Origin of the sequence: Lactobacillus hominis DSM 23910 = CRBIP 24.179, from assembly GCF_000296835.1 — a bacterium.
Classification (GTDB): domain Bacteria; phylum Bacillota; class Bacilli; order Lactobacillales; family Lactobacillaceae; genus Lactobacillus; species Lactobacillus hominis.
The window spans coordinates 1-19,892 of record NZ_CAKE01000012.1 but is presented as its reverse complement, the minus strand read 5'-3'; the positions used below and the strand labels follow the sequence as shown (position 1 = coordinate 19,892).

Below are 19,892 nucleotides of genomic sequence, written 5' to 3'. Positions count from 1 at the left end.
ATGCAGGAACAACCAAGCTATTACTCAGTTCTTACAGCTAATGTAAGATACGACAAAAAGCTTAAAGCCCACGAAAAAGTATTATTTAGTGAAATTACTGCTCTAGCTAATAAGAATGGCTATTGCACTGCTACAAATAGTTATTTTGCTAATTTATATGATAAATCAAAGACAACTATTTCAAATTGGATTAATCACTTAAAAGAACGAGGCTATTTAAAGATTTTTATTGAAAAAGACGGGAAACAAATAATAAGCAGAAAGTTATATCCAGTTGCTGAACCTGTTAAAGAAAAAGAGGATACCCCTATTAAAGAAAAGTTTAATAGGTATTCAAAAAAAGCTAAAGAGGGTATTAAAGAAAACTTTAAGCCCCCTATTAAAGAAAACTTTAAAGAGAATATTACAAGTAATAATAATACAAGTATAAATAGAGAGATTAAGGGCGACCAAAAAATCATAATTAATTGGTCACTAATTGTGGATAATTTACTCGATTACTATTTCGAACAAGCACAGCAATTTAGAGTTGATGTTTCTAAAGTAACCAACCATGAACGCACATTACTAACTCAGGCGGTTAGAGGTAAGCCATTAACAGCTTTATATAAAGCTGTTGATGACACAATACTTAGAGAACCAGACTATCCAATAGGTTATCTGATTAAGTGTATTAAGAACATAGACCCAATTACTACAAGGATTTATCAAAATGCAAAATAGATCAAGAAAAGGAAAAATAGAAAATCATGAATTTAGACGAACTCACTATCAATGACTTAAATCGTGAAGAGCAAGAGGCGTATAACCGTATTACCGACATGCTGTGTGAAGAATACCCAGAAGGTAGCGTGTCTTGGTCAAAAATTGGGCAATTGTTGATTAATTCAGACATTGCGGAGGAGTAGTAATGATGACAGAAGAACAAAAGCTCAACATAGATAATTACTTGGATGAAATTATTATTGAAGCAGCGAAAATAAAGTCGCAAATAAGAATGGACAATCCTAATCAAGCAGTGATTAATGATTCTTTCAGTAATATTGATGAAAATGTGATGTACATAGATATGGAATTGGAGCAATTATAATGCGTAAAAGAGACCGATTATTAAAAAAGCGCGCTAAGATGCGGATTAAGGACGCTAAAAAACTTAGCAGGCTAATAAAACAACGAGAAAAGTGGAGCAAAAGTCCAGTATTATTCAAGCTTGGCAAATATATGCTTAATGTCAGCTTGATGTTAACTGTTAAGGCTGCTGATTATCAACTTCGGAGAATTAAGTGGAGGTACCAGAAATGAAAGTAAAAGTATTATTTGAGGTGACTACTGAAGAACTTGAAGAAACCATTAACAAGTTTATTCAAACCAAAAAAGTGATTGACATTAAATTTAATTCGGGAAATGGCAATTACGCATTAATCATGTATGAAGATCCAGCAACTATTAAGCAAGAAACCTTTTATTTTTCTGATGATACAGAAGTTAACGACTTCATAAAAAAACATGATGTTGTGAACGTAGAACATTTTGGAAATGGCGATGAAATTAATACTGTTGTCACGTACCTAGAGAAAGAAGAATAACAATGTTTTTTAAATTACGAACTGCAAACTATATTGGTTTACGAACTGCAAACTATATTGGTATTGATGAATATCTAGAAAAAATCAAGGACAATGGATTTCAAATGTTGCGCCAGCTTGATGAGGTTGATGACCCTGTTTACAAAATAAAGATTGAAAAGGTCGAGGATTTGCAATTGCTAGCAAAAATAACGGACAACGAACTTATTCTTGGATTTAACGGGACATCTGAATTTGAAGCTTTTCCAGACTTTAAAATCCCTGAAGAAACTGAAGAAAATAAGGCGATAGGCACTATTACAATTTACGATGACTGGATTGAATAGGAGGGCTAAAACATGGATTTAGAACAAATTTCAGAAGATACGTATTTAAAAAATAAAGATAAGTGGCAAAAAGTAGCTAACGAAATGGGCGGGTTAGAAATTTGCGACAGTGAAACTGGCTGGCCGATAGGCGTACTTAAACCCGCTGGCATTGAATATTACGAGGATTAAGACGAGTGAAAGTTAATTTTACGATTGAGGGCACCCCAGTAGGAAAAGCAAGACCTAGAGTTACAAGAACGGTTACTTATACGCCTGCTAAAACAGCACGATATGAGGATTTGGTCAGGTATACGGCGATTAATAGCTTTAAAGGGATATTTGATAAAGACGAGCCGTTAGACGTTAAGATCATGGCATATTTTGAAGTGCCGAAGAGTTTAAGCAAAAAACGTAAAGCTTTATGTTTAGCTAACCAAGAACTTCCTACTAAGAAACCTGATGCCGATAATGTGGGGAAAATCATCATGGACGGTATGAATCCAAAAATGAAGCGTGACAAAAGACTTCACAAAATGGTCGAAGTTATGAGGGGCATCTATCACGATGATAAGCAAGTAACAACTCTGCTAGTCAAAAAGAGATATGCCGAACGTGCAAGAGTTGATGTGAGAATTAAAAGAGATGAAGGTGATTAAACGGTGAGCGATCAAGATATTAGAGGTCAGCTTAAAAGGCGTCGAGCGCTACTGAGTGTCTATATGGATATTTTGCGAGAGCGTTACGGCAAACATGAATGGAATATCAATGATCCTGACTACAAAGTAATGCAGGACATACGCCAAGAAATTGAGTCACTTCAAAAAAAACTTAAAGCTATTAAAGTACCTAAAGTTGTGAATCCAGAAGTTGTAGCAAAATCAATCGCTAAGTATGAAAGGCTTAAAAAAGTTGCTGATAGAGCTACCGAATCGGAAGAAGAACGTGAGGCTAAGATCGTTGATCTGATCGAATGGGGTTTTAACTTGAGAGAAATCAGACGAAGAGTTAGGTCAACAAATGCCTTTATTTTGGCGGTGGCACAAAAACACAATTTACCTTTGGGGATAGATTTTAAATATTGCCTTAAGTCTGACGATCCAACCAAGCCAAAAATGTATGCTGCAGCTAAAAAGAATATAGCTAAGTTCTTAGGATATTCTCCTGGTACATGGGTGGGCACTGTTGCATCCCGTCTTGGCTATAGACTTGAAAAAGTTAACTTCTTGTTTGAAGAAATACCGATCGGTAATTATTTTTCTGTTGCAGCTGACGATGAAGTTCGCAAAAAAACTAGCAACCAGGTTAGTGAATGCGAAGTAGTAAAAATTAAGCCAGCTAAAGGAGCAAAGCATGTCTAAGCAAATCGATGATATTAAAGAGCTATACGAAAAAACAAGGCTATATCGCTGGTATGCTTTGCCTCATCAAGTTTATGCAGTTAAGGCAATAGACAAGCAAGGTAACTTTGAGGGCTACTATATGGCATTATTTACCGTTAAAACAGAAGCTGACGACTTTGCAAAACTTACTGGCGGAGTTATTCAAAAATTAAAGCAAAAGACGCTGAGGAAGCGCAAGAGCTTAAGCCGTTAATTGAGGCAGAACTTAGAAGAAGGAAGAATTAACAAAAAATAGACGGGAGTGGGAAAAGTGTACGATTTAGGATTAATTCCAGATTATTATGAAACTGCAAGGAAAGCTAAGCAATTCTTAAATCATAACTTTCAGCATTATTTAAATTTATGTGGGATGCACAGAAATCAGCTTAGCAGTCCACAACTATCTCCTGCTCCTGGGTCAACTTATCAGAATGGAGTCGAAAAAAGCGTCATAGCTGAAGCTCAAGATGATATTGACATAGCAGAGCCAGCAAGACGGGCAGTGAGCGCAATTTATCGTGCAATGGAGAATTGTACTGATACAATGCTAAAACCTTACAGAAGGATACTCTTAGGCACTTTCATTGAAGGAAAAACAATACCACAGTTATCGCTTGAAATTCACTTATCAGAAAAATCTATTAGTACAAAAAAGAATGATGCACTGTGTGAATTTGCAGATCGACTAGAGTTTTGGAAAAGGGTATATAAATGCCCAGAAATTTCAAATTTGATTGTCCGAAAAAACTGATGCTACGGGATTTGTACAGGATTGTTGCGAGCTATTTACGTTGATTTTATGTAAAAATAGTATTGTCGAAAAAGTAATCGACATGCACGGAATTCACAAATGTTTTTTCACTAGAGAAATCCTCCTTAGGCAAGATTTAGGTAGCCACTCAGGTGAATACAAAGGTTCGAGTCCTTTGGTGGCAATAGCCCGGTAAATAGCCGGGCGGTGTGTAGATTTATAGTTCAATGTTATAAACCTTTATTCGTGATAATTGACAGACTAATTCGATAACTTGTACAAGGGCGGTTTGACTCCGCCATTAGTCTTAAGGCAGGCAGGGTAGTTGTTACATCCTAGCTATAATGTATTGCCTGCCTAGATATGCCATGACCCTTATTGTTGTGTACATTGCGTAAGATTACGATATTCGGTTCTAATCTTAAAAGGCGAGCGTATTGAGTTAAGAGGTTCAGGTTGCCGACCGCGCCTGAATTATGGGTATTTTGGAACGACTAGTTTACTCTCGTTATAAAGTTATTTTTCTAGAAATTATGTTTATAGATGACACTAACTAATCCATTCTTAATTAGTCGAAGGGTTCGACTCCCTTAGTGCCCTTAGCCCAGTTGGCAGCTGGGCAAAAATGGAATCTATTTCCCTAATTTATAAACTTTACTTTCTAACTAATTAGTAGAGGTGAACCCTGGTGGTAATCTTGTATTCCTAGTTATACCGTGGTTCGATTCCACGCACCTCTATTGCCGATCACGTGTTAGAACGGCGGTGGTTATAGCTCCACTTCAAAAAAGCTGTTATAGAGCTATAGCTAATGGCAAGCGGACAGTCTCCAAAACTGTTAATCTGGGTTCGAATCCTAGTGGCTCTGTAGGTTGGCTGCTACCAACCTAATATAATTTTTTATTTAAATTCATTCAATTCTCGAAATCTTTATAAAATAGGTTGATTACTTTAAATGGTTAGCGGTAAGACGTGCACATCATGCAAACGTGACTCCGTATTAAATCTAACACTGAGAGCCGTGGCAATCGTAAAAGCGAAGCTTAAGTATAGCAGCTTTCCTATTTGGGCAACTTAGTTCAACGGTAGAGCAAAGCGTGCGCAGTTAAATAACGTGCTTGAGATGGTGGTTCAATTCCATCAGTTGCCATAGGGTCACACAGAGTACGTACAATGATGTGGCCTAGATAAAGTTAACTTGATTGGTAGCAATGTAGCTTACTGGCAGAGCGGGCTGTGACGATGGCTGTGGGGTGGTTCGATTCCACACTTTGCTATAGTCCTATAAAGGGCAAAATCCCATTCGTTTCAGAAAGTCAAGTGAATTAAAAAGAGCAAGAGTTAATCGAAAGATTAGCTCTTTTTTGTTGGAGAAAATTATGGAAGTAAAAACAGTTTCAATTAATAAAATTAAGCCCTATGAGAACAACCCTAGGAATAACGATGACGCAGTAGATGCTGTGGCTAACTCTATTAAGGAATTTGGTTGGCAACAACCTATTGTTGTTGATATTGATGGAGTAATTATTGCTGGTCACACAAGATACAAAGCTGCTAAGAAATTAGGGTATAAAGAAGTTCCAATTGTAGTTGCTGATAATTTAACCGAAGAACAAGTCAACGCTTATAGATTAGCAGATAATAAATCTGGAGAGCTTGCTACTTGGGACGATGACGAATTACAAGAAGAACTTGATAAAATTCTCGATATAGATATGACTGATTTTGGTTTTGATTTAGAAACAGAATTAGAAGACGATGAAGTTATTGACGATGATTATGAAGAAGAAGTTCCTGAAGAACCTAAGTCGAAATTAGGACAAGTTTATCAACTCGGGCGTCACAGATTGATGTGTGGAGATAGTACTAAGCCTGAAGATGTAAAAAAGTTAATGAATGGCGTTCAAGCAGATCTATTAATTACAGATCCGCCTTATAATGTGGACTATTCATCAAAAGATTTTGGTCGTACAGAAATATCAAAAACTCGTAAGAACAATGATATTGCCAACGATAAGATGGAAAATGAACAGTTTATGCAATTTCTAGTACAAGCTTTTAGCAATGCATCTGTTAACATGAAGTTGGGAGCATCATTTTATATTTGGTTTTCTGATTTGGCCACAGTTCAATTTAATGAGGCGGCTAAAGAAAGTGGATTAAATGTTAAAGAAACACTGATTTGGGTTAAGAATAATTTTGTTTTAGGAAGACAAGACTATCAGCATAAACATGAACCTTGTTTATACGGTTGGGTCGATGGTGGTTCGCATTCCTGGTATTCTGATAGGAAACAAACAACTATCCTTAACTTCGATAAACCTCAAAGAAGTGGTTTGCATCCCACTATGAAACCTATTCCATTATTTGACTATCAAATAAAGAATTCCTCTAAATCTGGAGATATTGTTTTAGATTTATTTGGTGGTTCTGGAACTACTTTAATGGCTTGCGAACAAGATGGACGGAATGCATATTTAATGGAATTTGATCCCAGATATGTTGATGTAATTATTGATCGTTGGGAAAAATTTACTGGAAAAACTGCAAAATTAATTCAAGAATAATGCTGAAAAGACTGGACTTGTGCGGTGTCAGAGCTATCATGACAATGTAAAGAAAAGCACGAGGTAACAAATTATGAATACAGAATTAGTAAGTATCGTAAACGAATTAGAATTTAAAGCAGGGTATGAAAAGTTACACTTTAATTATTTAAAATCAAGTATGTATGAAAACTGGATTGACCAAATTAAAAATTGTGAAGTTGGTTTAAAAGAAGCAAGACAAATGCTTAGAGCTTCAAAAAGATAGGGAGGTTATTATGAAATATTACGCACGAGTTGAAAATAAAATTGCATATAAATTAGGATTAATAACCGCAGAAAAGGCTATGAACCCAGCTCATATTAGTAGCAAGAAATACACCAATGAAATATTTGAAATTGATAGAAAATCTTACGAGAATGGTAGTCACGGTTATGGACTTAATAACAATGGTAAAAAAGTAAATATTAATGGTGTTTTAGTTCCAGATAAATATGTATTCGTATTTTAATTATTGAAATTAATTATTTTAGGTTACTCGAAAGAGTAGCCTTTTATTTTGCGTTAAAGGTGGTGATGTTACTTGCAATGGCTAGAGCGATGTATAAAGAGTGGCTAGACAAGGGTAAACTTGAGCTTCTTAAAGGTTGGAAACGTGATGGTCTTACCGATGCTCAAATAGCCCATAATATGGGTATCAGTATTAACACGTTAAATAAATGGAAACGTGAACATGTACAGATTAGACAGGCTCTAAAAATAGGCCGTGAAGAAATTAATATCATTGTAGAAAACGCATTGCTGAAAAAAGCCTTGTCAGGTAACACCACAGCAATGATTTTCTTTTTGAAGAATAGTTGGCGAGATAAATACAACGATAGTCAATTGTCTAAAGAAGAGCGTGAGTTGGTACTGGCTAAGATTAGAAGTACTAAAGCTGATGCTCGTATTAAGGAAGCTAAGGCTGTTGTTGCTGAACGATTAGGCACAGAAGACAACGAGCAACTAGATCAAGTGTTAGATAAGCTAATTAAGGAGGCAGGAAAAGGTGGCACTGATAAATCTACTAACGAAGAAACAGATTGAGGTGTTGCAGTCCTACCTTAACGATGATTGGAAGTACTTAATTTTAAATGGTGCTGTTCGTGCTGGTAAGACAGTAATAGACAATTATCTGTTCTTGCTAGAACTAAAACGTATTAAGCAACTTGCTGAAAGAGAAAAAGAACCACACCCGCAATACATTCTTGCAGGGTATAGTTCAAATTCAATCTATACAAACGTCATCTCATCAATTGAAAATCAATTCGGAATAGTAATGAAGACTGACAGGCATGGGCATTATCATCTTTTCGGCATTGATATAGTGCCAGCCTATACAGGATCAGTTCGAGGAATTGGTGCTATTCGTGGTATGACTTCTTACGGAGCATATATCAACGAAGCAAGTTTAGCCACACATGAAGTTTTTCAGGAAATTGTGCAGCGTTGTTCTGTTGGATCAGCAAGAATTATCTGTGACACAAACCCTGATATTCCTACACATTGGCTTAAGACAGATTACATAGATAATCATGATCCTAAGGCGCGGATTAAGGCGTTTAGCTTTACAATTGACGACAACACATTCCTTTCAAAAGATTATGTTGAATCTTTAAAAGCTGCTACTCCAAGAGGAATGTTTTATGATCGTTCAATTCTTGGTCAATGGGTTACAGGTGACGGAATTGTTTATCAAGATTTCAACAAAGATACAATGGTAATTCCGAGAAATCGTGTTCCTGATGGCTTAGATTACTATGTTGGCGTTGACTGGGGTTATGAACACCCTAATCCGATTATCTTATTGGGTGATGATAAGGACGGTAACACATACGTTTTGGAAGACTACACACAGAAGCACAAGTTCATTAATTACTGGGTTAAGATTGCACAGAACTTACAGACAAGATTTGGACGCAATCTTATTTTTTATGCTGACTCTGCTAGACCTGATAACGTTAACGAGTTCCAAGCCAATGATATTAACTGTATCAATGCTAATAAGAACGTATTGCCTGGTATTGAATGCGTAGCAAAGAAGATGCGTGAAGGCAAGTTCTTCATTGTAGATACTGCAGCAGAAGGCTTGCTAGATGAGATTTATCAATACGCATGGGACGAGAAGACAGGCGAGCCTTTAAAAGAAAATGAAGTAAGACATAACGATAGGCTAGATGCTTTAAGATATGCAATTTACAGCCGCAATGTGAAAGGAGGTTTTGTCCCTTGGACATAAGTGCATTAAAGCAATTATTAAGGAATACTAGTGATCAACGTAACAGGTTCAAGACTAGATATGATACGTCAATGCGGTATTACAATAACAAGAATGACATCACGCTTAGAAATGATGGCCGTTCTGTTATCAAGGAAGATGGCAAAAAAGACGACCCATTGCGTCAAGCTGATAATCGTATCTCCAATGACTGGCACCAATTACTAGTAAATCAAGAGGCTAGTTACTTAACTACTACAGCTCCAATTGTTGATGTGGGGTCTGATAGTGATAATCAGAAAATACAAAAAGTGCTAGGAGATCAATTCTCACTAGTATGTAGCAAGTTAGTTGTTGACGCTGCTAACGCTGGTGTTGCTTGGTTACATTATTGGATTGATGACGCAGGTAATTTTAGATACGGAATTATTGCCCCTGACCAGATTGTGCCTATTTATGACACAACTTTAGATACTCATTTAATTGGAGTTCTAAGAAGTTATAAAGAATTAGATGAAGATAGTGGCAAGTATTTTACAGTTCATGAATATTGGACGGCTAAGCAAGGGCAATTCTTCAAGACGCAAGCTAATAATCAGAAAGTAATTGAGCCTTATGACCGCATTCATAATTACGATGTGACAGCTGGCTTTGATACTGGGGACGGCAACACATTTAACCATGATTTTGGACGCGTGCCGTTTATTCCATTCCCTAAAAACATGTTCCAACAACCAGACTTGTTTAGATACAAAGGCTTAATAGATGCGTACGACCATATCTATAATGGGTTCTTAAACGATGTTACAGACGTTCAGCAAGTTATCTTAGTGCTTAACAATTACGGCGGTACTGATCTTGATACATTCATGAAAGATCTACGTGACTACAAGGCTATCAAGTTCAACAATGCTGGTAATGGCGACAAGTCGGGCGTTGACAAGTTAACTATTGATATTCCTGTAGAGGCTCGTAAAACCTTGCTGGATTTAACTAGAGAAAACCTATTCACTGAAGGACAAGGCATTGACCCAGCTAAGTTTGAGACAACTAACGCCAGTGGTACGGCTATTAAGATGCTCTATTCTAACTTGGAACTTAAGGCAGCCACTACGCAATCCTACTTTACTAACTCGATTAATGATTTAGTGCGTGCGATTATGACATTCTTGCATTTAAGCGACCCAGATGGACGTAAGATTACACAAACGTGGAAGCGCACCAGAGTTGAAGATAGTTTGTCACAGGCTCAAACATTGTCAGCTGTTGCTAATTACAGTTCTAAAGAAGCAATTGCAAGAGCTAACCCTATTGTCGATGATTGGCAACAAGAGTTACAAGATCTTAAAAAAGATGCTGAAACTAGTGACCCTTATGCTGGCGATGACTATACCCTAGATGATGAAGATAGTAATGGCGACAGCAAAGACAAGGATAAGGACGATAACAAGGACTTAGACGATGAAAAGTAGTACTTACTGGCGCAATAGGGGCTTGCAAGCTAAAAAGAAACGCTTAGAAGACTCTGCTGAGTATGAACTTGCTATGAAGTCTAGGCTCAAGGACTTAGAAAAAGAAGTCGAAAAAGAGACACTTAACTATCTTCAACGTTATGCCAGTGAAAACAGCACCGATTTAAAACAAGCTGCTAAAGATCTTAGTCATTCTACTAATTGGAGCATGACCCTTGATGAATTTGAAGCAAAGGCTAGGGCTGGAGGATACGAGAAAGAATTGAATACCGAGTATTATAAGAGTCGGATTTATAGACTTCAGCAACTTCATGACCAGATGGTGGAGTTTGGCAAGAAGTATGGAGCTAGCGAAGAACTTCGCATGCGTGATAGCTTGATAAAAGTATTTAACGATACCTATTTACGCCAGACGTATAACAAACAAGTTCTCGATGGCAAAATAAATATTAATTTTAGCCACTTCAACGAGAAAGAACTAGAAAACATTGTTTATCATCCTTGGAAGGGTAGCGATTTCTCAAAACGTATATGGAAAAATTACACGCAGGTTTTACCTGATGCTTTGACCGATGCGATGCTGAGAGGGACATTCTTAGGCTATTCTAGCGAAAAGGTCGTGAAGATCTTACGGGAACAAGTTTCAAACGTTGCTAATAACAACCTCCATAGATTAGTAGTTACTGAAATGGGACACGCTGCGGAGGAGGCAACGTATCAATTTTATAAAGACTCAGACATAGAAAAGTACCAATACTTAGCAACATTAGAGTCAAGAACCTGTGACCAATGTGCGCATCTTGATGAAAAGATTTTTAAGGTATCGGAGAAAAGAGAAGGTATTAACTACCCTTTAATACACCCTTATTGCAGATGTACAACAGTTCCATACATGGACGATTTGCCGAATTTAGAAACTCGTTGGAGTCGTGACCGCGAAACTGGTAAGGGAACATTCGTTAAAAATCAAACGTTTAGCGAGTGGGCTACAGGTAAAAAGCAAAACCGTATGCCAACATTCAGCAAATGGAAAAAGCTTACTGGCGTTGTAACTCTTAGCCTTGGTTTATAGTGCCTTATATCCAGTATTTGAGGTATGGTTAATTAAGCATTTAGTATTTTAATAATTTGACCTGAGTAAGTCGTAAAACTGCTCTTTTTGTATGCCTTGAGAGAAGCGAACTCGTATAAAACGTGTGAAAGGATAATTTAAAAATGAAAAGAAAACAATTGGAAGAACTTGGATTAGAAGAAGACCAGATCAAGAAGATCATGGACATTAACGGAAGCGATATCGAAAAAACTAAGTCAAGCAATGCTGAAACTGCTGAAGAAAATGAGGCTTTGAAAGCTCAAATTGCAGAGCGTGACAAAGACTTAAAGAAGTTGAAAGCAAACGCCAAGGATAACGAAGAATTATCTAACTCATATAAGGATTTACAAGCTAAGTACAAGAAGGATACAGCTGATCTTACTGAAAAGCTTAGCCAAACCCGTTTAAATGGGGCTTTAGATAATGCTTTAACCAAGGCGAAAGTGCGCAATACTAAGGCAATTAGAGGCTTGCTTAATATGGACGATATCAAGCTAGACGATAATGGCAAATTGACTGGCTTAGATGACCAAATTAATTCTCTTCGTAAATCTGACGGCTACTTATTTGATGAGGGCGATCGCCAAGACTATAAGCCATCAAACGGTAAGCCTACAGATGCCGACCCAGTTCAGACAATGGTAGATGTATTTAAAGGAGAATCTAAATAATGGCAATTAATTACGCTGATAAGTATCAACAAGCCGTAATCGAAGGCTACTACCCGGATAACTTATACTCAAGTGCTTTGTGGCAGTCCCCTTCTAACAATCAAATTTCATTTATGGACGCTAAGCACATTAAAGTCCCTCGTTTGTCCATTTTGTCAGGTCGTCAAGATCGTGAAAGACGTACCATCACAACTCCAGCAGCTAACTATTCACTAGACTACGATGTTTACGAATTGACTAACGAACGTTACTGGAGCACTTTAGTAGACCCTTCAGACATTGACGAAAGTAACCAAGTCTTGACCATTGCTAACATCACTAAGCAATACAACTTAGATAGCAAGATGCCTGAAAAAGACCGTGAAATGTTCTCTAAATTGTTCGATCAACGTCAAAAAGTTAACGAGAACGAAGGTTTAGACAAGGGCGAAGGTATTCACACCGAAAGTTTGGACTCTAAGAACGTGTTACAAGCTTACGATCAATTGATGCGTAACTTCGATAACGCAAGAGTTCCTGTTAAAGGTCGTATTTTGTACGTTGATATTGCTACTTACTACATGCTCAAAGAAGCTGAAGCAATTAACCGTACTATCGTTGTTGGCGATGCTCAAAACATTAACCGCACTGTACGTTCACTTGACGAAGTAACTATTGTTCCAGTTCCAGAAGATTTATTCCAAACTAAGTTCGACTTCTCAAACGGTTCTAAGACTGTGGATGATGCTCAACAAATTAAAATGATGCTTATCTGGAACGGCGCACAAATTGCTCCAGAAAAATATGACTTCGTTGGCTTAGACGCTCCAGCAGCTGCAAACGCTGGTAACTGGTTATACTACGAACAATCATACGATGATGTTCTTTTGTTAAGACCTAAATTTAGAGGTATCGAATTCTTTGTTGCTGATAAAGATAAAGCCGTAGCCGACAACCAAGGTCGCCAAGCGACTGAAGAACAAGACAAGAAACCAAATAAAAACAACACTGTTGCAGAAATCACTAAGTATTTAGACGACCACGGTATCGACCACGCTGGCAAGACTACTAAGGACGAATTATTAGGCTTGATTAAGTAGGAGCTAAGCAATGTTAGTAGATACTGAACGCTATAGCAAGTTGCTGGAAAAGGTCAATTTGTTGCTGCCGCCTGCCGATTTATCTGGTTTAAGTGATGATGATGCTAAGAAGTATCAAGATGTGCGTAAATCTGTTGTTAGTTATGCGCTAAGCAAGGTTATCTGGGACGTGTCAAATTACACGAATATCCCTATTGACGAATTGCCTAGTGCTTTAGATTACACAGTCGTTGATATGACTGTGCAAGTAATCCAAACGCATGACTATCTAGCACTAAGCAAAGGCGAAGATGCTGGTAGCGATGTTCAATCACTTAGCGAAGGCGATACAAGTATAACGTTCAAGTCAAAAGCTGACGTTTATGCTTCGTTGCAACAAATCAATACAATCAGCGATAACTATACCAACATCTTGAATAACTTCAGGGTGGTGGTGTAGTAAATGAGCTATTTTAACAAATTAAGGCGTGCTATTCCCTTGTTATGGACTGATCGAGTCACAATTATAGGCACTAAGCCTGTAAAGCATGGAGCAATCACAAATAATGAGGCTGTGACGTTAATTAAAGATGAACCGTGTAAGATCATCTTAAAAAATCAAAAAGCTGGCACACAGTCGTTTTACGGCGCAGATGAGTATGACGCAAAAATGATTATTAGAAATGGAATTAATATACCAGCTGGTGTGAGTGTAGTAGTGACCGATCAAAACGGACAGGTTACTAAATACAAGCGCGCTAGCAAGGGGTATACAGGCTATTACAGCCACCAAGAAGTAGCATTAACCAGAGAGGAGAAGGCATAGATGGGCTTAGGGACAATCGATGACGATGAATTCCAACGCTGGGCTAGCCAGGTGTCTGACAAGATAAATACCGGGCAAGTTAAACGAGATATGTCTAAGACATTCAGGCGTGTTGGTAAGCAATCACTGCGTACCTTGAAAGCAAACACACCTGTAGATACTGGTGGGCTTAGAAAAGCGTGGACTGCTGGTAGTCCACACAATTTCGGTGGTGGCTGGATATTAGAACTGACTAATAACAAAGAGTACGCTTCTTATGTTGAACGAGGGCACAGACAAACCCCAGGGCGCTTTGTTCCTAAAATCAAGAAGCGACTTAAAGCAAGTTGGGTGCCTGGCCAGTTCTTTATGAAACGGTCGTCAGACCAGATCAATAAGCAACTACCTGAAATGATTGAACCTAGCCTGTGGGTGCTTAGAGATTTATTCAATGATTGATAATGTTGAAAAAATAGCTGAAAGGCTAGCCGAGATTTTTCCCGGCAAAACAATTTATTCAGAAAACCAAAAGAGCGGTTTCGATGTTCCGTCATTCTACATTCACAAAGTAGATACGGAGTCATCGAACCGCCTTTTTGGTATTCAAGTGCGAAAGTATTCTTACCAGATTGTTTATTTTGCTAATCCAGACAATCCAAACGCTGATATAGAGCGTGTCGAAGAATTGCTTTTAGATAATTTTTGCGCGTTAAAAGACTATGCGACCGTAACTAATCGCAGTACACACCCAGACTCAGACCAACAGACGTTAACGTTTGAGTTTGATCTGCGTCTAGATATGCACCCAGTCGAAGACGTAGCAAGCATGGAAAGGATTGAACAAAATGGCGGAGTCAAAGACTGACACCAAGAAAACTGTATCTAAAGCCAAGACAGAACCAAAGTTTACTAAGCAAGCCTTAGTAACTAGTTCTAACTTTAATGGCGTAGAACGGGATATTTTAAAAATCGTTTTAGACGAAAACAAAGAATATTCACTAACTGAAGTGGATAAGGAATTGAAGAAATTTAAGGAGGGAATGTAATGGCTGGAGGAACTTGGAAAATTCAAAACAAGCGCCGTCCTGGTGCTTATATCAATGTTGTTGGTAATGGCGAGGCTGTGATCGAGTCAGTTGCAGGACGTGTCCTAATGTTACGTGACAAGTCACTTGGCTGGGGTAATTCTGGAGTAATCGAATTGACTAGCGGTTCCAACTTTATTGAAAAGATTGGAACCACTTTAGAAGATCCAGACTTAGTTGCTCTTAAGGAAACTTTAAAGGGCGCTGAAACTGTATTGCTCTTAAATCCTAGTGCTGGTACTCCTGCAAAGCTTGAAAAGGACGGTATGCCTTGGGTTATCACTGCTAAGTATCCTGGCGAAAAGGGAAACAAGCTAACCGTTAGCGTAGAACTTAAGCCAGACGACCCAGACAATTTGAAGGTAACAACGTTATTTGGCACTAGCGTGGTTGATGAACAAATTATCAATGCTCATTCACTTGGTGACTTTACCGGTAATGACTACGTGACCGCAACTCTTGCAACCACTGGCGATAAAGATACCACTGTGTCAAATGCATCAGGAACTTTGACAGGTGGAACTACTGAAGGAATTTCAGATTTAACTTCAATGATTAACGATGCACTTGAAAATGAAAACTATGCAGTTGTAACTACTGCAGGCTTGGATATCAAGAGCAACTTAAATCAATTGTTAGTGCAATCACTAAAGAGATTGCGTGAAGACGAAGGTCGCAAGGTTCGTGCAGTCATTCCTTCAGATGGTGCTACTAACTACAACTATGAAGGCGTTTCTGCAGTAATTAATGGCTACACCTTGAACGACGGTTCAAATATTAGCGCTAAAGATGCTACTGGTTTCTTTGCTGGTATTTCAGCAAGTGCAGATGCAGCAACATCACTTACTTACTACGAAGTAACCGATGCTATTAGTGCTTTCCCTAAATTGGATAATGACAAGACTATTAAGGCTCTTAATGATGGTCAAGTTCTGTTTACCACTCGACCAGGTCAAAGAGTTGTTATTGAACAAGATATCGATACTTTGACCAAGTTTTCAGGCACCAAGCCTAAGGTCTTCAGCAAGAACCGCGTAATGAGAACCTTAGATGAAATTGCTACTAACACTGAACAAGTCTTTGAACAAAGTTTCTTAGGCAAGGTTGGTAACAACGCAGCAGGTCGTGATCTTTTCAAAGCAAACCGTATCAGTTACTTGACTGACTTGATGAACAAAAACATCATTCAAGACTTCAAGAACTCTGATATCACTGTAGAAAAAGGCAACGATTCTGACTCAATTGTAGTTAATTTGGCTATCACACCTGTAGATGCTATGGAAAAGCTTTACATGACTGTGGTAGTAGGATAGGAGGGCTTAGATGGCTGATATTGATCGTTTCTTAAATGGTAGAGACACCATTTCAACAAAAGATGCTAAATTGTCAATCACAATCAACGGTGAAGTTATCAATTTGATTGAATGTAATAAGTTCACCGCAAAGATTGAAAAGAACAAAGAAGATGTTCAAGTACTTGGTAACCACTGGAAGTTAAAGAAGACTACTTCTGTAGAAGGTACTGGTACTATGGGCGGCTACTTAATCAACTCTAATTGGTTGAAGTATGGTATTCCTTACACCCAACAAGGTGGGGACTTATATTTTACTGCTACTTTAACTATTGAAGACCCTACTTCAAGAGTTGGTAAAGAAGTTGTTCAACTTGAAGATGTAAACTTAGATGATATACCGATTGCTGACTTTGAAGCAGATGATGGAGTTATGGAGTGGGAATCAGACCTCACTTTTGAAGGCGTAAGCCTAGTTCAAGAATTTAAAGGATTATAGGAGGATTTTAAATGACCGCTAGTGTATCAGACTTTTTATTAGAAAACGTAGAAAGCCCAGTTAAACATGAACAAGTGAAGTTTAAACGCTTCAAATCTCCTTTTGAGATTAAGTCATTGAACATGAAGGAAATTTCAAGTTTGAGAAAAGAAGCGACTCGCAGAGTTCTCAATAAGAAAACTCACCAATATGAAAATGACACAGATCAAGATAAGTTCTCCGGTTTAGTTATGGAACGTGCTGTAGTTTCTCCAAGTTTGAATAATGAAGAATTACAAAAGTCTTATGGCTGCATTGCTGATCCTTCAGGGTTACTTCAAACCATGCTAACCGCTGGTGAATATAGTGAATTGTCTGACAGAGTCATGGAAATCTGTGGTTTGAATGACGATTCTGATGATGCTGAAGTCTTAAAGGACGAAGCAAAAAACTAATAACCGAGTCTGTGGGTGACTTTTCCGTTTATCATTACGTACTTAACGAGTACCACTGGACACCTAAACAATGGGCGGCGATGTCACTTAGAGAGCAGGCTCTAGTCGTAGCTTCAATTGAAGTCCGACGAAAAACTGAAGAAGAAGAGGAACGAAAAGCAAAGAGAAAGGCAAGGTCAAAACACGTATAGAAGACGGTTAGGCTTTGCCTTTTTTTCTTTATTAAATTTAAAAAGAAAGGAGGTCATACATGAGCGTAATTAGTACAACTATCAAAATTAATGATGCATTTTCTGGTGCTTTAAGTAAATTAGCCAGTGGACTAGGAAAAGCACAAACAGGGATGAAAGTTCTGAAAGGCGCTTTATCCAGTGGAACCAATAGCTTTGGCGGTGCAGAGAAGAAATCAGACGGGCTTTTTAAATCGATGCTAGGGGCTAACATAGTAGGTAATGCGGTTAGTGCTGGTATGGGAATGGCTAAAAACGGTATTAGCTCAATGCTAGGTGAGTTGAATGAGGCTAGTGTATCATGGCAGACATTTGAGGGTAATATGCACCAGCTAGGGAAATCTCCAGCTGAAATTGCATCTGCCAAGGCTGACATGCAAAAATTCGCCCAGCAAACTATCTATAGTGCTTCTGACATGTCCACTACTTACTCACAACTTGCCGCCGTTGGTACCAAGAATGTTGGCCAGCTGGTTAAAGGCTTTGGTGGTTTAGCTGCGTCTGCCGCTGATCCACAGCAAGCCATGAAGACTCTATCTCAACAAGCTACTCAAATGGCCGCAAAGCCAACCGTACAATGGCAAGACTTTAAACTGATGCTAGAACAAGCACCAGCCGGTATTTCAGCGGTTGCTAAGTCTATGGGGATGTCCACTCAAGATATGATTAAGAAAATCCAGGACGGGAAAATTAAAACTCAGGACTTCTTAAACGCAGTTGCTAAAGTAGGAACTAACGCCAACTTCAGTAAGATGGCTACAGAATATAAGACGGTTGGTCAAGCAATGGATGGGTTAAAAGAAACCCTTGCTAATGGTTTGCAGCCGCAATTTCAAAAACTAAGCCAGATAGGAATTAAAGCGATATCTTCATTATCTGATAAGCTAGGCGATCTTAACTGGGATTCCATAGGTGATGGATTGGTTAATGCAGTTAACTATGTAATTCCTACGTTCGATAAGATTAAATTAGCTTTTGATCAGTTCATGGACGGCTTTAATGATGCTGATGTTGGCGACTCACTGATAGATCTTTTCCATTCTTTGGTTGATGCCTTAACTGACTTGATGAACACACTAGATGATAGCGATGATTCTGGTAATAGTTTCTTTAAAATTCTAGGTAGTTTGAGTGGTAGTACCATATCAGGACTAGCTAAAGGATTGGGAGCACTGGCCGACGTCATTGGTAATCTTGATCCAGGAACATTAAGATTGCTAGCCGTAGCATTTGGTATTCTGAAGATGAATACAAAGGGCTTAGTGATTACTGGCATCGTTATGGCTTTACAGCTGCTAAGCAAGCTAGATGCTGACAGTTTAAACAAAGTTGCTAAAGGCGTTACCGCGATCGCAATTGCTCTTGCTTTGTTTAAGACCTATAAGAAGATCAAAGGAACCATCACAGGAATTGCAGATGCCTTTAAGAAAATGAAGACGCCTAAAACCCCTAAGACTCCAGAGGTTCCAGAAACAAAGACTCCTGATACCGGCAAACCTGGGAAGATCCTAAGTAATGCCGGAGCCTTTATGAAATTAGGTGCCGCTCTTTTTATGGTAGGTGGTGCAATTGTTTTAGTAGGAGTCGGTTTTAAGCTACTTACTGATTCAGCAGTAAAACTAGCTAGTTCGGGTGGCGCAGCAATTGCAGTATTCTTCGGTATGATTGCAGCAATTGCTGTTCTAGCAGTACTTGTAAAGTTTCTGGGTCCCGGCATGATTGCCGCTTCTGTAGGATTCCTGATGTTTGCGGCAGCACTGCTAATCATTGGTGTAGCTATATTTATTGCTAGTGCTGGAATGGCACTTCTAGCTACTCAATTGCCGATTATTTCACAATATGGAACCAGCGCCGCACTTGGCATTCTTGCTCTTGCTGGTGCGATGGCTGTATTTGGCTTAGCCGCAATTATTGGAGCTATCGGAATTGTAGTTCTGGCAGTTGCTTTAGTTGCCTTAGCCATAGGCTTAGCAATTGCTGCAGTGGGTGCCTTGCTATTAGGGGTAGCCCTTATAGTAGTTGGTGTCGGCGCATTAGTTGCGGCGGTTGGAATGATCATGTTAGGCATAGGCTTAGCATTGGTTGCCGTGTTCGTCATGATTGCCGCAGTCGGTATGATACTACTTGGCGTGGGTCTTGGCTTAGTCGCTGCATTTTCAATTATTGGTGCAATCGGCTTGATGTTAATGGCAGTAGCTTTAATGCTTATCGCGGTTAGTGGAATAATTGCCGCCGTCGGCTTAATGCTAATGGCGGTTGCTTTGATGCTTGTAGCACCTGTGGCTATGATTGCTGCAGTTGGTATCTTACTACTTGGTGTAGCCGTGATTGTACTAGGTGCCGGTCTGCTAATAGTAGCTGCTGCTTTAATGCTGGTAGCTGCAGCAATGATTATGGTAGGAGCGGCTGCCATGATGATGGTAGC

28 protein-coding genes and 3 tRNA genes are annotated in these 19,892 nt (G+C 38.7%); all 31 read left to right on the top strand.

Going from position 1 to position 19,892, the window contains the following annotated elements:
• On the top strand, window positions 1-723 hold the full coding sequence (locus BN55_RS09605; protein ID WP_008470974.1) for a helix-turn-helix domain-containing protein: 723 nt from the start codon (window positions 1-3) through the stop codon (window positions 721-723).
• A 26-nt stretch (window positions 724-749) separates the two neighbouring features.
• The gene (locus tag BN55_RS10145) at window positions 750-908 is read left to right on the top strand and encodes a hypothetical protein (protein WP_008470973.1); all 159 of its coding nucleotides are present in this window, start codon (window positions 750-752) and stop codon (window positions 906-908) included.
• A gap of 2 nt (window positions 909-910) precedes the next feature.
• A complete protein-coding gene (locus BN55_RS05600) occupies window positions 911-1,090 on the top strand; it encodes a hypothetical protein (RefSeq protein WP_008470972.1) in 180 nt (59 codons plus the stop codon).
• A gap of 208 nt (window positions 1,091-1,298) precedes the next feature.
• Window positions 1,299-1,586, top strand: coding sequence for a hypothetical protein (locus BN55_RS05590; RefSeq protein ID WP_008470968.1), 288 nt, complete (start codon window positions 1,299-1,301; stop codon window positions 1,584-1,586).
• Between the two features lie 2 nt (window positions 1,587-1,588).
• Window positions 1,589-1,912 (top strand): hypothetical protein, encoded by a 324-nt coding sequence (locus BN55_RS05585; RefSeq protein WP_008470965.1) that lies wholly within the window; start codon window positions 1,589-1,591, stop codon window positions 1,910-1,912.
• 12 nt (window positions 1,913-1,924) lie between these two features.
• Window positions 1,925-2,083 carry a hypothetical protein gene (locus BN55_RS10140; RefSeq protein ID WP_008470964.1) on the top strand — a complete coding sequence of 53 codons (159 nt, stop codon included), beginning with the start codon at window positions 1,925-1,927 and terminating at the stop codon, window positions 2,081-2,083.
• A gap of 5 nt (window positions 2,084-2,088) precedes the next feature.
• Window positions 2,089-2,550 carry a RusA family crossover junction endodeoxyribonuclease gene (locus BN55_RS05580; protein ID WP_008470963.1) on the top strand — a complete coding sequence of 154 codons (462 nt, stop codon included), beginning with the start codon at window positions 2,089-2,091 and terminating at the stop codon, window positions 2,548-2,550.
• 3 nt (window positions 2,551-2,553) lie between these two features.
• Complete coding sequence (locus BN55_RS05575) at window positions 2,554-3,252, top strand: hypothetical protein (protein WP_008470962.1); 699 nt, start codon at window positions 2,554-2,556, stop codon at window positions 3,250-3,252.
• The gene (locus BN55_RS05570; protein WP_008470961.1) at window positions 3,245-3,487 is read left to right on the top strand and encodes a hypothetical protein; all 243 of its coding nucleotides are present in this window, start codon (window positions 3,245-3,247) and stop codon (window positions 3,485-3,487) included. The genes BN55_RS05575 and BN55_RS05570 overlap by 8 nt, the downstream gene beginning before the upstream one ends.
• A 57-nt stretch (window positions 3,488-3,544) precedes the next feature.
• On the top strand, window positions 3,545-4,024 hold the full coding sequence (locus BN55_RS05565; RefSeq protein WP_008470960.1) for an ArpU family phage packaging/lysis transcriptional regulator: 480 nt from the start codon (window positions 3,545-3,547) through the stop codon (window positions 4,022-4,024).
• Between the two features lie 798 nt (window positions 4,025-4,822).
• Window positions 4,823-4,892, top strand: a tRNA-Trp gene (locus tag BN55_RS05560).
• 200 nt (window positions 4,893-5,092) lie between these two features.
• A tRNA-OTHER gene (locus BN55_RS05555) sits at window positions 5,093-5,174 on the top strand.
• Window positions 5,175-5,231: 57 nt separating this feature from the next.
• Window positions 5,232-5,301: transfer RNA gene (locus BN55_RS10010), tRNA-OTHER, on the top strand.
• A 102-nt stretch (window positions 5,302-5,403) separates the two neighbouring features.
• The gene (locus BN55_RS05550; protein WP_008470959.1) at window positions 5,404-6,591 is read left to right on the top strand and encodes a DNA modification methylase; all 1,188 of its coding nucleotides are present in this window, start codon (window positions 5,404-5,406) and stop codon (window positions 6,589-6,591) included.
• 73 nt (window positions 6,592-6,664) lie between these two features.
• Window positions 6,665-6,838, top strand: coding sequence for a hypothetical protein (locus BN55_RS10005; RefSeq protein ID WP_008470958.1), 174 nt, complete (start codon window positions 6,665-6,667; stop codon window positions 6,836-6,838).
• 10 nt (window positions 6,839-6,848) lie between these two features.
• On the top strand, window positions 6,849-7,082 hold the full coding sequence (locus tag BN55_RS05545; RefSeq protein WP_008470956.1) for a hypothetical protein: 234 nt from the start codon (window positions 6,849-6,851) through the stop codon (window positions 7,080-7,082).
• Window positions 7,083-7,147: 65 nt separating this feature from the next.
• Window positions 7,148-7,657 carry a small terminase subunit gene (locus tag BN55_RS05540; RefSeq protein ID WP_040469378.1) on the top strand — a complete coding sequence of 170 codons (510 nt, stop codon included), beginning with the start codon at window positions 7,148-7,150 and terminating at the stop codon, window positions 7,655-7,657.
• Complete coding sequence (locus BN55_RS05535) at window positions 7,620-8,849, top strand: PBSX family phage terminase large subunit (protein ID WP_040469377.1); 1,230 nt, start codon at window positions 7,620-7,622, stop codon at window positions 8,847-8,849. The genes BN55_RS05540 and BN55_RS05535 overlap by 38 nt, the downstream gene beginning before the upstream one ends.
• Window positions 8,840-10,300, top strand: coding sequence for a phage portal protein (locus BN55_RS05530; protein ID WP_008470953.1), 1,461 nt, complete (start codon window positions 8,840-8,842; stop codon window positions 10,298-10,300). The genes BN55_RS05535 and BN55_RS05530 overlap by 10 nt, the downstream gene beginning before the upstream one ends.
• A complete protein-coding gene (locus BN55_RS05525) occupies window positions 10,290-11,372 on the top strand; it encodes a minor capsid protein (protein WP_008470952.1) in 1,083 nt (360 codons plus the stop codon). The genes BN55_RS05530 and BN55_RS05525 overlap by 11 nt, the downstream gene beginning before the upstream one ends.
• A gap of 143 nt (window positions 11,373-11,515) precedes the next feature.
• Window positions 11,516-12,064 (top strand): phage scaffolding protein, encoded by a 549-nt coding sequence (locus BN55_RS05520; protein ID WP_008470951.1) that lies wholly within the window; start codon window positions 11,516-11,518, stop codon window positions 12,062-12,064.
• On the top strand, window positions 12,064-13,143 hold the full coding sequence (locus tag BN55_RS05515; protein WP_008470950.1) for a hypothetical protein: 1,080 nt from the start codon (window positions 12,064-12,066) through the stop codon (window positions 13,141-13,143). Before BN55_RS05520 ends, BN55_RS05515 begins: the two co-directional genes overlap by 1 nt.
• A gap of 58 nt (window positions 13,144-13,201) precedes the next feature.
• Entirely contained in the window at window positions 13,202-13,582 is a 381-nt protein-coding gene (locus BN55_RS10000; RefSeq protein WP_147614495.1) for a head-tail connector protein, read from the top strand.
• 3 nt (window positions 13,583-13,585) lie between these two features.
• Window positions 13,586-13,948 (top strand): hypothetical protein, encoded by a 363-nt coding sequence (locus tag BN55_RS05505; RefSeq protein ID WP_008470946.1) that lies wholly within the window; start codon window positions 13,586-13,588, stop codon window positions 13,946-13,948.
• Complete coding sequence (locus BN55_RS05500; RefSeq protein ID WP_008470945.1) at window positions 13,949-14,386, top strand: HK97 gp10 family phage protein; 438 nt, start codon at window positions 13,949-13,951, stop codon at window positions 14,384-14,386. It begins immediately after the preceding gene.
• Window positions 14,379-14,792: a phage tail terminator family protein gene (locus tag BN55_RS05495; protein ID WP_008470944.1), complete on the top strand. Its 414-nt coding sequence runs from the start codon at window positions 14,379-14,381 to the stop codon at window positions 14,790-14,792. The genes BN55_RS05500 and BN55_RS05495 overlap by 8 nt, the downstream gene beginning before the upstream one ends.
• Window positions 14,773-14,973, top strand: a complete 201-nt coding sequence (locus tag BN55_RS05490) for a hypothetical protein (protein WP_008470943.1) — start codon at window positions 14,773-14,775, stop codon at window positions 14,971-14,973. The genes BN55_RS05495 and BN55_RS05490 overlap by 20 nt, the downstream gene beginning before the upstream one ends.
• Window positions 14,973-16,325: a phage tail sheath family protein gene (locus BN55_RS05485; RefSeq protein ID WP_008470942.1), complete on the top strand. Its 1,353-nt coding sequence runs from the start codon at window positions 14,973-14,975 to the stop codon at window positions 16,323-16,325. The genes BN55_RS05490 and BN55_RS05485 overlap by 1 nt, the downstream gene beginning before the upstream one ends.
• 10 nt (window positions 16,326-16,335) lie before the next feature.
• The gene (locus BN55_RS05480; protein ID WP_008470941.1) at window positions 16,336-16,803 is read left to right on the top strand and encodes a phage tail tube protein; all 468 of its coding nucleotides are present in this window, start codon (window positions 16,336-16,338) and stop codon (window positions 16,801-16,803) included.
• An 11-nt stretch (window positions 16,804-16,814) separates the two neighbouring features.
• The gene (locus BN55_RS05475; protein WP_008470939.1) at window positions 16,815-17,237 is read left to right on the top strand and encodes a phage tail assembly chaperone; all 423 of its coding nucleotides are present in this window, start codon (window positions 16,815-16,817) and stop codon (window positions 17,235-17,237) included.
• Window positions 17,238-17,487: 250 nt separating this feature from the next.
• On the top strand, window positions 17,488-19,892 hold a 2,405-nt coding region (locus BN55_RS05465), incomplete at its 3' end, for a tape measure protein (protein ID WP_040469374.1).

Excerpts from the sequence above, each read along its gene's own strand:
- BN55_RS09605 (WP_008470974.1), top strand. The coding sequence starts at position 1 with ATGCAGGAACAACCAAGCTATTACTCAGTTCTTACAGCTAATGTAAGA.
- BN55_RS10145 (WP_008470973.1), top strand. The coding sequence starts at position 750 with ATGAATTTAGACGAACTCACTATCAATGACTTAAATCGTGAAGAGCAA.
- BN55_RS05600 (WP_008470972.1), top strand. The coding sequence starts at position 911 with ATGATGACAGAAGAACAAAAGCTCAACATAGATAATTACTTGGATGAA.
- BN55_RS05590 (WP_008470968.1), top strand. The coding sequence starts at position 1,299 with ATGAAAGTAAAAGTATTATTTGAGGTGACTACTGAAGAACTTGAAGAA.
- BN55_RS05585 (WP_008470965.1), top strand. The coding sequence starts at position 1,589 with ATGTTTTTTAAATTACGAACTGCAAACTATATTGGTTTACGAACTGCA.
- BN55_RS10140 (WP_008470964.1), top strand. The coding sequence starts at position 1,925 with ATGGATTTAGAACAAATTTCAGAAGATACGTATTTAAAAAATAAAGAT.
- BN55_RS05570 (WP_008470961.1), top strand. The coding sequence starts at position 3,245 with ATGTCTAAGCAAATCGATGATATTAAAGAGCTATACGAAAAAACAAGG.
- BN55_RS05550 (WP_008470959.1), top strand. The coding sequence starts at position 5,404 with ATGGAAGTAAAAACAGTTTCAATTAATAAAATTAAGCCCTATGAGAAC.
- BN55_RS10005 (WP_008470958.1), top strand. The coding sequence starts at position 6,665 with ATGAATACAGAATTAGTAAGTATCGTAAACGAATTAGAATTTAAAGCA.
- BN55_RS05545 (WP_008470956.1), top strand. The coding sequence starts at position 6,849 with ATGAAATATTACGCACGAGTTGAAAATAAAATTGCATATAAATTAGGA.
- BN55_RS05540 (WP_040469378.1), top strand. The coding sequence starts at position 7,148 with ATGTTACTTGCAATGGCTAGAGCGATGTATAAAGAGTGGCTAGACAAG.
- BN55_RS05525 (WP_008470952.1), top strand. The coding sequence starts at position 10,290 with ATGAAAAGTAGTACTTACTGGCGCAATAGGGGCTTGCAAGCTAAAAAG.
- BN55_RS05520 (WP_008470951.1), top strand. The coding sequence starts at position 11,516 with ATGAAAAGAAAACAATTGGAAGAACTTGGATTAGAAGAAGACCAGATC.
- BN55_RS05515 (WP_008470950.1), top strand. The coding sequence starts at position 12,064 with ATGGCAATTAATTACGCTGATAAGTATCAACAAGCCGTAATCGAAGGC.
- BN55_RS05505 (WP_008470946.1), top strand. The coding sequence starts at position 13,586 with ATGAGCTATTTTAACAAATTAAGGCGTGCTATTCCCTTGTTATGGACT.
- BN55_RS05500 (WP_008470945.1), top strand. The coding sequence starts at position 13,949 with ATGGGCTTAGGGACAATCGATGACGATGAATTCCAACGCTGGGCTAGC.
- BN55_RS05495 (WP_008470944.1), top strand. The coding sequence starts at position 14,379 with ATGATTGATAATGTTGAAAAAATAGCTGAAAGGCTAGCCGAGATTTTT.
- BN55_RS05490 (WP_008470943.1), top strand. The coding sequence starts at position 14,773 with ATGGCGGAGTCAAAGACTGACACCAAGAAAACTGTATCTAAAGCCAAG.
- BN55_RS05485 (WP_008470942.1), top strand. The coding sequence starts at position 14,973 with ATGGCTGGAGGAACTTGGAAAATTCAAAACAAGCGCCGTCCTGGTGCT.
- BN55_RS05480 (WP_008470941.1), top strand. The coding sequence starts at position 16,336 with ATGGCTGATATTGATCGTTTCTTAAATGGTAGAGACACCATTTCAACA.
- BN55_RS05475 (WP_008470939.1), top strand. The coding sequence starts at position 16,815 with ATGACCGCTAGTGTATCAGACTTTTTATTAGAAAACGTAGAAAGCCCA.